Origin of the sequence: Streptomyces sp. NPDC051183, assembly GCF_040682455.1 — a bacterium.
GTDB lineage: Bacteria > Actinomycetota > Actinomycetes > Streptomycetales > Streptomycetaceae > Streptomyces.
In genome coordinates this window covers 62,297-75,742 of the sequence record NZ_JBFBBA010000021.1, presented here as the reverse complement: position 1 = coordinate 75,742, position 13,446 = coordinate 62,297, and the positions used below count along the sequence as shown (strand labels likewise).

General features: G+C 70.5%; 11 protein-coding genes. 3 read left to right on the top strand and 8 right to left on the bottom strand.

The features are described from left to right. Positions 1 to 106 precede the first annotated feature (106 nt). The 5 genes from AB0M99_RS20080 to AB0M99_RS20060 form a co-directional block, all read right to left on the bottom strand. Positions 107 to 913 (bottom strand): hypothetical protein, encoded by an 807-nt coding sequence (locus AB0M99_RS20080; protein WP_365922172.1) that lies wholly within the window; start codon positions 911 to 913, stop codon positions 107 to 109. Beyond that, positions 853 to 2,727 carry a thiamine pyrophosphate-binding protein gene (locus AB0M99_RS20075; protein WP_365922170.1) on the bottom strand — a complete coding sequence of 625 codons (1,875 nt, stop codon included), beginning with the start codon at positions 2,725 to 2,727 and terminating at the stop codon, positions 853 to 855. Before AB0M99_RS20075 ends, AB0M99_RS20080 begins: the two co-directional genes overlap by 61 nt. A gap of 217 nt (positions 2,728 to 2,944) precedes the next feature. After that, positions 2,945 to 4,030, bottom strand: a complete 1,086-nt coding sequence (locus AB0M99_RS20070) for a YhgE/Pip family protein (protein ID WP_365922269.1) — start codon at positions 4,028 to 4,030, stop codon at positions 2,945 to 2,947. Continuing rightward, entirely contained in the window at positions 3,946 to 4,641 is a 696-nt protein-coding gene (locus tag AB0M99_RS20065) for a hypothetical protein (RefSeq protein ID WP_365922168.1), read from the bottom strand. The genes AB0M99_RS20070 and AB0M99_RS20065 overlap by 85 nt, the downstream gene beginning before the upstream one ends. A gap of 27 nt (positions 4,642 to 4,668) precedes the next feature. Beyond that, positions 4,669 to 5,220, bottom strand: coding sequence for an ABC transporter ATP-binding protein (locus tag AB0M99_RS20060; protein ID WP_365922166.1), 552 nt, complete (start codon positions 5,218 to 5,220; stop codon positions 4,669 to 4,671). 326 nt (positions 5,221 to 5,546) lie between these two features. On the opposite strand from AB0M99_RS20060, the gene AB0M99_RS20055 reads away from it, so the two are divergent. Next, the gene (locus AB0M99_RS20055) at positions 5,547 to 6,758 is read left to right on the top strand and encodes an ATP-binding protein (RefSeq protein WP_365922164.1); all 1,212 of its coding nucleotides are present in this window, start codon (positions 5,547 to 5,549) and stop codon (positions 6,756 to 6,758) included. A gap of 40 nt (positions 6,759 to 6,798) precedes the next feature. On the opposite strand, the gene AB0M99_RS20050 is transcribed toward AB0M99_RS20055, so the two are convergent. The 3 genes from AB0M99_RS20050 to AB0M99_RS20040 all read right to left on the bottom strand — a co-directional run bounded on the left by AB0M99_RS20050 (position 6,799) and on the right by AB0M99_RS20040 (position 9,977). Then, positions 6,799 to 7,293, bottom strand: a complete 495-nt coding sequence (locus tag AB0M99_RS20050; protein WP_365922162.1) for an RICIN domain-containing protein — start codon at positions 7,291 to 7,293, stop codon at positions 6,799 to 6,801. Between the two features lie 248 nt (positions 7,294 to 7,541). Further along, complete coding sequence (locus tag AB0M99_RS20045) at positions 7,542 to 8,669, bottom strand: ALF repeat-containing protein (RefSeq protein WP_365922160.1); 1,128 nt, start codon at positions 8,667 to 8,669, stop codon at positions 7,542 to 7,544. A 141-nt stretch (positions 8,670 to 8,810) separates the two neighbouring features. Beyond that, the gene (locus AB0M99_RS20040) at positions 8,811 to 9,977 is read right to left on the bottom strand and encodes an AraC family transcriptional regulator ligand-binding domain-containing protein (protein ID WP_365922158.1); all 1,167 of its coding nucleotides are present in this window, start codon (positions 9,975 to 9,977) and stop codon (positions 8,811 to 8,813) included. A 770-nt stretch (positions 9,978 to 10,747) separates the two neighbouring features. Between AB0M99_RS20040 and AB0M99_RS20035 the strand changes: the two genes are divergently transcribed. Continuing rightward, positions 10,748 to 12,265, top strand: coding sequence for an FG-GAP-like repeat-containing protein (locus tag AB0M99_RS20035; RefSeq protein WP_365922156.1), 1,518 nt, complete (start codon positions 10,748 to 10,750; stop codon positions 12,263 to 12,265). Positions 12,266 to 12,569: 304 nt separating this feature from the next. Then, complete coding sequence (locus AB0M99_RS20030; protein ID WP_365922154.1) at positions 12,570 to 13,244, top strand: hypothetical protein; 675 nt, start codon at positions 12,570 to 12,572, stop codon at positions 13,242 to 13,244. The last annotated feature ends 202 nt before the right edge of the window (positions 13,245 to 13,446 follow it).

Here is a 13,446-nt window from a genome sequence, read left to right as displayed (position 1 = left end):
GCAGCGGGTGCAGGCTGCCCGGCCCCGCCCTCTCGGGCTCGTTTCGGATCGGCGAAGGCCGGCCCGAAGAGCGTTCAGAGCTCCGACACCGCTCACTGATTCGGGTTCAGGTGCCGGGTGCCGGGCTCGGCACCTGACCCGACGCCAGTGGAGTCGCGGCCAGCGCCGGCAGGCCCCATGCCCGCCTGACCCGATCGACGAGGACGAGGGCGCTGTACGGCGAGACGGCCAGCTCCAGCCGCATGTCGGCCAGGCGTTGGACCGAACCGTCGGGATCGCGTACCGCGGCCTCGGCGCTGCGCTGGTCGAAGCCCGCGGGGGTGAAGATCTGGAGCAGGGTGAGCACGAAGGCGGCGTACGCACGGGCCTCCGCGACCAGCGAACGCGTGGTCTCCGGCAAGGCCGGCCCGTCGGGGGCGCTCTGGGCGGAGGCCGCGGGCGCCACAGGGACTGCGGGCGCCACAGGGACTGCCGACGCCACAGGGGCTGCCGGCGCCGCGAATTCCTGCAAGGCGCGCACGACGGCGGCGCCCTCCTCCGGGCGGGCGTCGTCCAGCCGCTCGGTCAGGAGCCGGTAGTCGACCATGACCGGTGCGGTCTCCGCCGTCCACGGCTGGGCGGCTAGCAGGGTCCGGAACCCGGCCAGGGTGTCGGACAGCTCCTCCGCCAGCATCACGAGCGCGATGTCGCACAGTTCCACGTACGGGGTGCTCTGGCGCAGCTCGACCAGGCCGAGTGCGTAGCGGATGAGGTCCCGTGGGATGCCTCCGGACAGGGCATGGGCAAGGACCGCGTACGGGCGGGGCAGCCCGGGTACGCGCTCCTTGAGGATCGCCACCGACTCGGCGGGCGTCATCGGCCGGACGTGCACGATGTCGTCGAAGGCGCTGTCCGTCGTATCGCGGTGGGGCATGCCCCGGCGTACGAACCCCGCGCTGACGTCCTCGGCCACGGACAACAGGCAATAGACCCGCGGTACGCCGAGGATCGCCTTGATCTCGCCGAGGAACGTGCGTGCCTGTGCCGGAGTGGCCATCCGGTCCAGCTCGTCGATACACAGGAAGACGCGCCCGTCGCCCTTCTCGTCCAGTTCATCCGCGATCGCGCCCACCAGAGCCAGGAACTCCGCCACCAGTTGGGGGAAGTTCGGCGGCACGCTGGAGAGGGTGGAGCCGTGCACGCTCCCGAAGGGGGCCCCGGCGTGAAGTTGAGTGCGGCGGACGTGCCCTGGACCGTGCGGAGCCTGAAGAGCTGGTTCAGGCAGCGCCGGCCGAGATCGGTCTCCTTGGTGTGCCGCCGCTTGCGCCGCTTGGAGGAGGAGCGGACGAGCGCCAGTCCGAGCATGAACACCGCGAGCCGGCCGGGGTTCTCGGCGTCGAACACGACCGGCCGGGTCATCGCGGAGAACGCCATGAAGCCGATGCAGGCCAAACCGGCCAGGGTCACCGCGACCAGCGTGCGATCGCTGGAGGTCAGACGTCGCGGGATGACCTGCACCTTGACGAACAGGTACACGAACATCGGCACGAGCAGGGTGGCGAAGACGGTTGCCACACCGTCCCGTGGTGTATCCGGCCCATTGGTCCAGCTGATCCCGTCGGGCAGGAGGCCCACGGTGTGGTGCAGGTCCACCCCTGGACGGGCCGCGCCGGCGTGGGCCGCCCCCGCGGTTCGGGGGCGGCCCGGACGGTCGGGGCACTGGCCTTGCGGGTCCGGATGGCTCGGGCACGGGCGGTCGGACGGTTCCAGCCCGTCGAGCAGGTCGCGCAGCACGGAGCAGAGATCGCCCGGTACGGAGATGGCGCGGACGAACGGGGGTTCCGGGCCGAAGGAGATGACCGAGGTGTCCGCCAGGGCCTCCTCGAGTCCCGCCCGCGCCAGGTGGGGCAGGCGGGTGCCAACGAGCAGGCAGACGTCCGTGCGCCGCAGACGGCTCTCGACACCCGGATGCCCCATCACCCCCGCCACCCCGGCGTACCGGGGGTCGTGGTTGTCGAACGCGTCCTTGGCATCCGGGGTGACCGCCACCCATGCGCCGAGCCGGCGCGCCAGCGCGGCGAGTTCGTCGCGAGCGGAGGCCGCGAGCACCCCCGCGCCCGCGATGACCAGCACGCCGGCGGCCGCCCGCAGGCAGGCCAGCGCCCGGTCGAGCGCGGCCGGGTCCGCCGTTGCCGCGGGAGGATCCGCGGGCCTCGGCCACGCGGTGCGGCCGGCCGGGGCCCGCTGCACGTCCTTGGGCAGGAGCAGCACCGCGGGCCCGGCGGGGTCCGTCCGCGCGGCGGTGAGGGCCCGGGGCAGTAGCTCGGCGAGAGCGTTCGGACTCCCGGCCCGGGCGCAGAACCGGGACACGGCGGCGAACACCCTGCCCGCGTCGAGCGAGCCGGCCCGGCCGCTGCCGTCCTGGAATGCTCCCCGGCCTTCGAGACCGGTCTCCGGCTGCCCCACCAGGGCCAGTACCGGCACCCGGGAGGCATAGGACTCGGCCAGCCCGGGCACCAGGTTCATCGCGCCGCCGCTCGAGGTCGCCGCGACCACCCCGAGGCGCCCGGTGACCCGGGCGTACGCGTCGGCCATCGCGGCCGCGGAGAACTCGTGCTTGGCCACGACGCCGCGGACGCTGCCGCGAGCCGCGTGGAGGGCGTCGTACAGGTCCTCGATGTTGGCGCCTCCCACGCCGAAGACGTGGCCGACGCCCAGTCCGGCTAGCTCACTGACCAGCCGATCCACGACCCGGGGCTCCCTCACGCGCCCAGCCTGGCTCCGGTGGCCCGGCCCCGCAAAAGAGGACCGGCGACATTTCCGAGCAAACCCCTCCCTCTCGCCCCCGTGCGCCCGCGATCTCCACGCGAACGGCCGAATGCCCGGGAGCCAGGGTGTTGTTACCGGGTGGCCGTCCGAAGCCGGACGATCGAGACGGTGACGGTCCTGCCGCGGCGGGGGCCGGTCACATCTCTACGGCGGGTTTCATCCTGCCGACCGTCCAGTTGCGCTGCCTGTGTGCGACCAGGACGGCCAGCGCGAGCGCCGTCACCAGGAACCCGGACAGCACCAGCACATCGAGCCAGTAGTGCCGTTGAGCCCCGCCGGAGATGGAGACGCGCAGGCCGTCGATGAGGTAGGACATCGGTAGCAGCGGATGCAGGAACTTGAAGGGCTGCGGTGAGGTCAGAACCGGGTACGTACCGCCTCCGGACGTCAGCTGCAGCATCAGCAGCACGAGCGACAGCAGGGCGCCGACCACCCCGAAGGCCGCCTTGAGGACGTAGGAGATCGCCGTGAACGCGGCCGCGCCCAGCAGCATGATTCCGATGGTCTGTGCGGGGTGGAGCGGGTCGAGGCCGAGGCCCAGATCGACCGCGGAGTAGAGGACCGCGACCGCGAGCGCTCCGATGCCCAGGATCGGCAGCCATCCTCCGAGGGCCACGGTTGCCGAAGGCATGTTCCCCGCCAGCGCCCTGGCGTTGAAGGGACGCAGGATCTGATAGCCGATGAGCCCGAGGACCCACAGGGCGATGCCGAAGAAGAAGGGAGCCAGGCCGCGGCCGTTGACGTGGGCCGGGTTCTCCACGTCTGTGCGGATCTCCACCGGGTTCGAGAGCACGTCAGTCATCTTGGTCCGCCGGACCGGCCGGATCGTGGGGATCTGACGCGCCCCCGCTTCGAGCCCGTTCGCCAGCTCGCTCGCGCCGCCCTTGAGCTGGACCAGGCCCGACACCAGTTTGTCGGCGCCCTTGCGGGCCGTGCCCAGGTTGTCGCGGAGCTCCACCGCCCCCTGCGCTACCTGATGGGCCCCGTCGTTGAGGAGCTGGACCTGCGATTTGGCTTCGGCGATGGTGCCCGGCAGCTCGGCGAGGCGTGCGGCGGCCTGGTCGACGACCCCGGCCAGACGTTGCACCGTGGCTTCGATCCGGTGCTGGGCGTCGTCGATCCGGTCGGCTGCGGTCTTCACCTCCCTCGCCAGCACGATGAGTCCGGCGCACACCGGCCCGGGGTCCCCGGCGCATCTCTTCTTGACGTGGTCGTAGAGCATGTCGGCCACGCGGGCGGCCTTGGTGGTGCTCTCGGTGAGGTCGTGGGCAATGGTGAGCGCGGTGTTCTCTCCGTCGACGAGCAGTTTGCCAGGGCGTCGAGCGAGGCGGGCACCGTGGCGGCCCGGGCGAGGAGCCGCTGGAGGGCGTGGAGGTCCTTGGAGATCCTTTCCGCCTGCCGCTTGGCGGTGGTCGCTGCCTTGACCGCATCGCGGCACACCTGGCTCGTGTTGCCGGCGCAGAGCTCCTTCACGGTCGTCAGTACGGCCGAGGTGTCGGCAACCGCCTTGTCCGCCAGCAGGGTCAGCACCTCTACGGTCGAGCCTGCGGCCACCGCCCCTTCCCGCACGAGGGAGGCGGCCCGGGCGACCTCCTTCTCGAACGCCGCCGCAGCGCTGTCGACCGCTTCGACCAGCTTCTGCGTGCCGTCGGCCACCTGCCCCGCACCGTCGGCCAGGGTCTTCGAGCCGTCGGCCAGCTTCGTGATTCCGGTGGCGAGTTCCCGGGATCCGCTGACCGCGGTGCCCGCGCCCGCGGACAGCTTCCCCGCGCCGTCGGCCGCGGTGGCCAGCTGGTCGTGCAGTTCGGGCAGCTTCCCGAGCGAACCGCGCAAGCTCGACGACGGCGAGCCGAAGTGCGCTCACCCGTCCGTCCCAGCCCCGAGGTCGATCACGCGGTCCACGTCGGACGGAGCAGCGCAGGCGCTCGCCACCACGCTCACTCCGGAGTCGGCGACCTTCCGCAGATACGCCCAAGCCCGTTTCAGATCCGCCGGAACCAGGCCGTCGTCCACATCGTCCACGAAGATCGCCGACGCGCCCGAGGCCAGGGCGAGCCCGACGTCGACCCGTAGTTTGTCCGCCGTGGACAGCTCGCCGTACCTCTGGTCCTGGTCACCCGGAAGCCTGCCGCTCAGGCCCTGGTCCCGCAGTAGCCGGCCCACCTTGCGGTGCTCGTCCGTTTCGACCACGCCGGTGATCCGGGCCAGTGAGGTGACGTCGCGAACGTCAGGTTCCGGACCCTTGCCCTCGCCGCCCTGCAACCGCCCGGCCAGTGCCATCAGCAGGCTCGACCGGCCGGACCCTCCCGGCCCGACCACGGCGACCAGCTGCCCCTTCCCGATCTCAGCGTCGATGGGACCGAAGACGGGCCCGTCCGGTCCCGACAAACGAAAACCATTTACCGAGATCATTCCGACAAGATAGGTGCAATCCGGATCAATTCATAATGCTTCAGGGCAACTCGATCTGGAGTCTCCAATTTGCAATATCCGATTAACGACCGATCGGAAATCGGCAGGGAACGGCACTCGGGCTTGGCCCAGAACACCCCCTCGGGCGCCCTGGCTGGGGCCTTCGTGCCGCTCCGCCCCCTGTGGCGGCCACCGTGGCCGGCCGCTTCGACAAGGCCGCGGACGTGGCCACCTGAGGCCTCGCGGTACATGCTCTGACCTGCGCATTTACCTCAAGATACCTAGGATGGGCACTCGTGCTCAGGACGGCCCAGGGAGGGTGTTTCATGACCGAGTCCGGCAACCCCAGTGAGCCCGCTCAGCCCGCGAACGTGAACGTGAACGTGAACGAGTACAACAGCAGCCACATCCAGGTACTCCAAGGCCTTGAGGCCGTGCGCAGGCGCCCCGGCATGTACGTCGGCTCGACCGGCGAACGCGGCCTGCACAACATGGTGTACGAGGTCGTCTCGTACGCCGTCGACGAGCACCTGGCCGGCCACGCCGACGTCATCGACGTCACGATCACCGCGGAGGGCGGCATTCGTGTCGTGGACAACGGGCGGGGTCTGCCCCTCGACGCGGAGGGACCCAGCGGCAAGTCCGCCGTCGAACGCGAACTGACGGAGCTGTCCTTCGGCCCCAGGGCCCACAGCGGATACGGAGTCTGCGGCGGCCTCAGCGGCCTGGGTCTGTGCGTGGTCAACGCGCTGTCGAGCCGTCTCACGGTCGAGGTCCGCCGAGACGGCCACCGTTGGACCCAGGAGTACGAGAAGGGCACGGCCGTCACTCCCCTGACGAGGAACGAGGAGACGAGCGAACACGGCACCACGATCACGTTCCTGCCCGACGCCGACATCTTCGAGACCACCCGCTGCTCGTTCGCCACGCTGTCGGAGCGCTTCCAGGAACTGGCCTACCTCAACAGGGGACTGGCCGTCTCACTCACCGACGAGCGTCCGGAGCGGCCGGTCCGCTACCACCACGTGGACGGCCTTCAGGACTACGTCGCCCGCCTCAGCCCCTACCCCGCGAGTCCCGTCCACTCCCCCGCCGTCGCTTTCGAGTCGGAGAACGAGGACGGGACGATCTGCGTGCAGGTCGCCGTGCAGTGGAACACCTGGCTCCCAGGAGAGCTCCGCTCCTTCGCGAACAGCACCCGCACCCGCGAAGGCGGCGCCCACGAAGAGGGCTTCCGTGCCGCGCTCACGTCCGTCGTCAACGAGTACGCGCGTCGGCAGCGGCAACTGTCGCCGGACGACGAGGACATCACGGCCGGGGCCGTCAGCGAGGGCCTGACTGCGGTCATCTCCGTAAAGCTCGCCCATCCCGTCTTCGGGGGCGCCACCAGGACCAGGCTCACCAATCCCGAAGCGAACGCCTACGTGCAGGACGTAGTCAGCAGACACCTCACCGACTGGCTGGACCACAATCCGAACGAAGCCGCGTCCATCATCCGCCACATCCTCAATGCCGCTACCGGCCGCGGGAGGTGGTGACGAAGAACCTCCCGCTGGTCCGTGGATGCATCCGCCTGGGTCACGCCGTCCTGTACCACCGCTGACCGATGGCGCCGTTGCACGACCAGATCTGTACGTCCTGGCCGATGCCGGGTCCGCCGCGGGCATCGAGGCACAGGTCGGGCCGCAGGTCACTCACGAGAACGACGCCGCTGCGGACGGTCCAGCGTTGGCCGGCGCCACCGTTGCAGTCCCAGATCTGTACGTCCTGGCCGGGTGTCGCCACCCCGCCCCGCACATCGAGGCAGAGGTCGGGCCGCAGGTCGCTGACGAGGCTGGCGCCGCGCCAGGTCCACCGCTGGCCGGCGCCACCGTGACAGTGCCAGACCTGCATGTCCTGGCCTGCCGCCGACACCCCGCCGCGCACGTCCAGGCACTTCCTGCTGTCGTAGCCGGTGAGCTTGAATCCGGCGGCAGCCTGTGCAGGAGCAGCCGCCGGAAATCCTACGGTCAAGGCGGCAACGAGACCGGTCACGGCCATCTTGGTGCGCGTGCGGCGCTTGGCGTTGTGCATGGTTCTCCCATCCAGGGGCGGATCCCGGATCCGAGAATGACGGGAAACGCGCGGAACAGGAAAGCGCCATTCCGGTCAACGGCGCACCAGCAGCCGATGGCCGCCGCCGACCCCAGGTCACGGCCGACGCGCCGTGCTGCGAGGCGGGGGGTGCGGCCGGGCCCCGCAGCCTATGTCCAGCACGGAATCGGTTTCCGTAACGGCCGCGGGTGCCGCGGTCGGGCCTCGGCTGCTGGTGTGTGGTGGGGTCAGCCGGCGGAGCCGGCGCGGCGCATCCGTGCGGCGAGGAGGAAGCCTGCGCCGGCGACGAGCGCGGTGCCGGCGCCGCCCGCGATCAGAGCCGTGTCGCCCGCGCCGGTGGCGGCGAGAGCGGAACCGCTGCCGCCCTGGGGGGTGACGGCGGTGTTGCCGGCGACCGAACCCGCGCCGGGGTTGTGCTGGTCCTGCTGGGCCTTGTTCTTGTCGTTCTCCTGCCGGGCCTTCTGGTCCTTCGCGCGCGCCTCGTGCTGTCCCGTCTTCAGGAACTCGCCGCGGTCGGCGGCGGTGCCCGCCAGCGCGGTCCGGCCGGCCTTGACCAGTTCCGGTCCCCCGCCGTCGATGATCCCCGCTATCGCGACACGGTTGTCCTGGTCGCGAAGCTCGTACTGGGTCACCTCGAGGAAACGGCGAAGCTCGGCCGGGGTCGCGGAACCGCTGAGGAGCTTGCCGATCGCCTCGCTCAGGACGGGCCCGTTCGAGGCTTCGTAGATGCGGGACAGCTCGACCCGGTCATCGGAGGCCTGCGCGAGGTGCTGTCCCGTCTTCAGCAAGGCGATGCGGTCAGCAGGGGTGCCCTTGAGGGCCTTCTTGCCCGCTTCCCTCAGTCGGGGGCCGCCGGTGCCGATCAGCCTGGAGATGTCGACCTTGTTGTCCTCGTCGCGCAGCTCGTGCTGAGTGACCTCGTAGAAGAGGCGCCACTGCTCCAGAGTCGTCTTGTGCGCGTTGAAGATCTTGCTGATGCCTTCTTGCAGGCCGGGGCCGGCGCTTTCCCCGAGACCGGCGACCAGCACCCGGTAGTCGTCGAGGCGGATCCGGTGCTGATCGGTCTCGATGAACTTGCGCATGGCCGCCGGGCCCTCGGCGATGGCCGTGTGGCCGGCTTCCTTCATGTACCCACTGGCCATCGGGTCGGCGATGATCGCGAGGACGGTCCTACGGTCCTGCTCCGCCGGGCTCTCGTCGGCCTGACCGCTCGCCGCCTGGTCAGGTGCGGTGGGAGCCGTCGGGTTGGTGGACGTAGCGGCATCCTTGTCGGCGGCGAAGGCCGGCGAAACGATGAGGACGGCCGGAGCCAGAGCAGCAGTGGTAACCGCCGCGGCGATCTGGGACAACTTCACAGACAAAACACCCTGGAAAACGTTCTTTCGCGACACAAGACTCACGAGCCGCACCGATGGTTGTACGGCTCAACAAGAACCGGGGCCGGGGCGTGGAGCTCGTCGGCCGCCTGGCGGAGGTGGCGAGCGGCTACGTGGGCCTCAGCGCGGCGTGCCCGCAGGATCGGTGTTGTCGTGCGATCGGACGGCAGCGAGGGGTTGCCCTGTCCAGCGCCGCACGGCGCGGCGCAGGCCGCCGGGGTCGGAGTAGCCGGTCCGTCTGGCGACGGAGTCGAGGGTCATGTCGGTGGTGGTGAGCAGGCGGAGGGCGCGTTCGCGGCGCAGCGCCTGAAGTTCCTCTGACCAGGTGGTCTCGTGTTCTTCGAGGCGGCGTTGAAGCGTGCGGGTGCTGAGGGACATCTGCTGCGCTACGACGCGCACGGTGGGGATCTCGGCGTCCGGAGCGCCCCGGAGAGTGGTGCGGAAGTGGGCGAGCCAGTCATGCAGGGGGATGGCGTCGGCGAGGCTCTGTTCGGCGTGTCTTCGTAGGAGGTCGGACAGGCCGGGGGCGGCGTGGGGCAGGGGGGTGGTGAGGTCGGAGGCCTTGAAGGTGATGGAGTTGACGGGGCTCGCGAAGTCGATGGCGCGGGTGCCGTACAGGTGTATGAGGGTTTGGTGGGTTTGGGGAGCTCGGGCTGCCAGCGCGACCTTGGTGGGGATGATGGAGCGCCGGGCGGATTCGCTGACGCGCTGCCGAAGGAGGCCCAGGGCGTAGGCCCGTACGGCGGAGGCGACGTCGTCGGTCAGATCGGCTGCGTTGACGTGGCTGATGGTGACGTGCTGCTCGGTCTCTTCGATGTGGAGGGTCTCGGTACCGGCGTCCGCGACGGTGGCGACGTAGCGGGCAGCGTCGTAGAGGCCTTCGAGTGGTGTCGGCGCTTGCGTGACGAGATAGTCCCAGACGCCGAGGCTCCCCAGGGTGCTCTCCTCGGCCATGCGCAGTGCGACCTCGTGCCAGGGGGCCTGCAGCGTCATGAGTTCCCAGATGCGGATGCTGGTGGACGCCGGCATGCGGTAGCGGTCGTCCGTCAGGTGCTGGGGGGCCATGCCGAGCAGGCTGGCGTATTTGGCCGGGCTGACGCCGCTGTTCTTGGCGGTACTCGCGTTGAGGCGGGTGAAGGCCGCGGGGGTCGTTCCCGGAAACTGCGGGGGGTACGCGGATGCCGGACCCGTGGGGCTGTGGGGGTGAGCCGGGTCTTCGTGGCGCGTGAGGCCTTGCTGGTGGCGCGTGGGGCCCTTAGCCGGCGGCAAGAGTTGGTCTAGCGTCATGTCCGTCCTTGTGCGGGGTGGTTGGGGAGCGTGCCGTGGCCCGCCGCGCGAGGTGCTGTTCGTGCTGGGGAGCGGCTGCTGCGGGGGTCGTCGCCGGTCATTGGTTCTGTTGCTGTCTTCCGTCCAGGGTGCTGACGAGGCGCTGGGGTTCCCAACTCCGCCCGTTTTCAGTCCATCGGGTGTGCGGCAGACACGTTAACCGAGTTCAAAGGCTTGGCGTGATCAGCGGGAATGACGCTCCGCTTTCAGTCAAGGGCATAGCGCTGCACGGGGGATGGATTGCGTTGCACAGGAAGAATGGCCACATTGATCGGAATTGCGACGCCGGGCGCTCCGGCCTCCGTGTCCGCACTGCCCGACCCGGCCGTCGGAGCCCCGCGGGATCTCGCTGCGGACGGTATGCCGGGACAGAAGTAGCGACGCCGATCCGCTGAGCATCCGGTTCCGGCGGCTTGGGCAACACCCCCTGAGCAGCGCGCCGACAGGCCCCCCGTGAGCCCCGGTTCGGCCCCGATTTCGCGTGCTCGACCACCCGCGTCGGGGATCTTCCGGAGCCGTAGGCGCCTCGCCACAGCTGTGCGCTGTTGGCTGCGAGCTGCACCGGCCGCTGTGGGCGACGCATCCACTCCAGCCTTCCTCGGTTCCCCGGCCGTGCGCACAGTGCCGGCGGCGACACCGGGACCTGCTCAACTCCCCGAGATCCGTCGCGAAGAAGGTCGGGGAAGGCCCCGCCCGCCCACGCACCTTTCAACATCCTCTTGGAGAATCACATGTCACAGTTCAAAAGAAGCGCCCAGGTTTCCGGCGCCATCGCCGCCGGCGCCGTGGGCCTGAGCCTGCTCAGCACCCCCTCCCAGGCCCTGCAGGGCTCCGTGGCCAACGCGAGTTACGGCTTCTCCGCCCGCATCCTCATAGGCGAGTCCGAGCGTGCCTGCACCGGAACGCTCGTCTCCCAGCGCTGGGTCCTGACCGCGGCTTCCTGCTTCGCCGCCAACGGCAAGCCCGCGGCCGGCAAGCCCGCCGTCGCCACCACCGTCACCGTCGGGCGCACCGACCTGACGCAGACCTCGACCGGTGCCGTGCGCACCGCGGTGGAGCTCTTCCCGCACCCCGACCGAGACCTCGTCCTGGTGAAGCTGAACACCGGTGTCGCCGGCGTGAAGCCGGCCGCCCTGGCCGCCACGCCCGTCACGGCCGACCAGGCCGTCACGGTCGCCGGCTTCGGCCGGACGAAGACCACCTGGGTCCCCAACACCCTGCACACCGGCGCCTTCAACGCCACCGGGGACAGCTCCGCGAACATCGCCCTGACCCCGACCGGCGACGCCGTGATCTGCCAGGGCGACACCGGCGGCCCGGTCCTGCGCGCCAACGGCCAGAGCCAGGAACTCGTCGCCGTCGCCAGCAGGTCCTGGCAGGGCGGATGCCTGGGCACCCCCGCCACCGAGACCCGTACCGACGCCCTCGCCACCCGCATCGACGACGTACGCGCCTGGATCACCGGCAACGTCACCCCGGTCGCGGGCGACATGAACGGCGACAACAAGCCCGACATGGTCGCTGTGGACGACGAGGGCCAGCTGCGCCTCTACCCCGGCACCGGCACCGGCGCCGTCGGCGCGCATGCGCTGATCGGCACCGGCGGCTGGGGCGGCGCGTCGGTGACGCACCGCGGTGACTGGACCGGTGACGGCATGGAGGACATCGTCGCCCTGGTCGGAGGCGAGCTGCGGGTCTACCCCAACCGCGGCGACGGCACCCTCGCCGCCCCGGTCAAGATCGGCACGCTGCCCACCACGGCCCGGATCGTCGGCGTCGGCGACACCACCCGTGACGGACAGCCCGACCTCGCCGTCACCAACGACGACAAGCTCTGGATCTACCCGGGTGTCGTCGGCACCACCCCGAAGCACGGCACCCCGATCCAGATCGGCACGGGCGGCTGGGACGTCATGACCCTGACCGCCCCCGGCGACGCCAACAAGGACGGCCGCCCCGACCTGCTGGCCCGCGACACCCGTGACGGCATCTTCTACGTCTACCTCGGGCAGCCCAACGGCTCCTTCAGCGACCGCACCGAGTTCGGCCGCGGCTACACCGTCGCCAACCGGCCCCTCGTCGCCGGCGCCTCGGACGCCAACCGCGACGGCGTCGCCGACATGTGGGCCACCGCCGGCGACGGCACCCTCAAGTTCTACAAGGGCGGCTCCGACATCCACGGACCCATCGACGGCCCGAGCGTCCAGGTCGGCACCGGCGGCTGGGGCGCCATCAAGTCCATCAGCTAGCCAAGCCCGGCCGGCGGACCTGAACCGGACCGGCCCTGAACCGAACGCCTCCGTCCCCGTCCTCGAACGGGAACGGAGGCGTTCGGCGCAGCAACCGCCGCGAGGCCAGGAGGATTCCCCGTCGGCGGCGGTTGGCGATGTGGAACGCCTTGGCTGTGGTCATTCCCCGCACTCCGGACGAGACGAAGCGCATCACGGAATCCTGCTTGAACCCTTGCGGACGCCGCCCTCCCACTTGACCCGCTCCCCTTCGGAAACACCCCTGTGGAACGCGGAACCCGGAGCGGAGCAGGCGGCGGAGGCGGTGCGGGCACGCCTGACCGTGGAGCTGGAGGGGGACCCCGGTCTCGCCGAGCAGCTGCGGGCCGCGCTGCGGCCCGGGCCCCCACCGGTTCCGACGCACCCGCCGACGATCACCCAGAGCGTCCACATCGGCGGCAACGCCAACCACTCCACCATCAACGTCGGGCCGCTGCACCTGAAGAAGACTGCGGGGACGGCGGTCACCCTCGCTGTCATCGGCGTGGTGCTGGCCCTGCTGGTCACACTGGGCTTCCGCAGTGTGGCGCAGATGCTGGGCGACGACGAAGGCGAGCGCAAGGTGGCTCCCCTCACCGAGTTGGCCACCGTCAAGAGCGTCCTGCCCGGCAGGGCGGGCCTGCCGGCCGAGTTCAAGAGCAAGCGCGATCCGGTGGTGACCACGGGGGAACGGGGCTGCCAACCCGAGTGCGAGGGCCGTCTGTTCACCGCCAGTACGACCATGGCGCGCGAGAGACCGCAGAAGACGGCCGTGCTCTACGTCGCGGCCTTCGACAGCGCCGCGCACGCCGCCCAGGCGTTCGATCAGATGCGTAGGGACCGCTGCACGACCGCGGCAGGCGACCTCGAGCCGTCGCTCACCGCGCTCGGACGGATGATGGCGGACCGGGCACAGCAGGCGCAGAACGGGAGCACCCCCTCTGCCACCGCGTCCTTCTGATCCCCGCCGGATGGGGACGGGCATGGTCGGCGGTGGCGTCACGTCCAGGGTGCCCTGCAGCTCGCGGATCTGGGTCTGGAAGGCGTCTCCGAGGCGCTGCACGGAGAGCTGGAGCTTGAGCATGCAGGTCGAACCGGCTTCCATCGCTGACTACGCCGTCGGCGCCGGACCGGTGCGCGAGGCACTCGCCGAGAACGACGGC

What these genes read in the sequence shown, in the direction of transcription:
- AB0M99_RS20055 (WP_365922164.1), top strand. Translation starts at nt 5,547, where the DNA reads ATGACCGAGTCCGGCAACCCCAGTGAGCCCGCTCAGCCCGCGAACGTG.
- AB0M99_RS20060 (WP_365922166.1), bottom strand. Translation starts at nt 5,220, where the DNA reads ATGATCTCGGTAAATGGTTTTCGTTTGTCGGGACCGGACGGGCCCGTC.
- AB0M99_RS20040 (WP_365922158.1), bottom strand. Translation starts at nt 9,977, where the DNA reads ATGACGCTAGACCAACTCTTGCCGCCGGCTAAGGGCCCCACGCGCCAC.
- AB0M99_RS20050 (WP_365922162.1), bottom strand. Translation starts at nt 7,293, where the DNA reads ATGCACAACGCCAAGCGCCGCACGCGCACCAAGATGGCCGTGACCGGT.
- AB0M99_RS20080 (WP_365922172.1), bottom strand. Translation starts at nt 913, where the DNA reads ATGCCCCACCGCGATACGACGGACAGCGCCTTCGACGACATCGTGCAC.
- AB0M99_RS20035 (WP_365922156.1), top strand. Translation starts at nt 10,748, where the DNA reads ATGTCACAGTTCAAAAGAAGCGCCCAGGTTTCCGGCGCCATCGCCGCC.
- AB0M99_RS20070 (WP_365922269.1), bottom strand. Translation starts at nt 4,030, where the DNA reads ATGCTCTACGACCACGTCAAGAAGAGATGCGCCGGGGACCCCGGGCCG.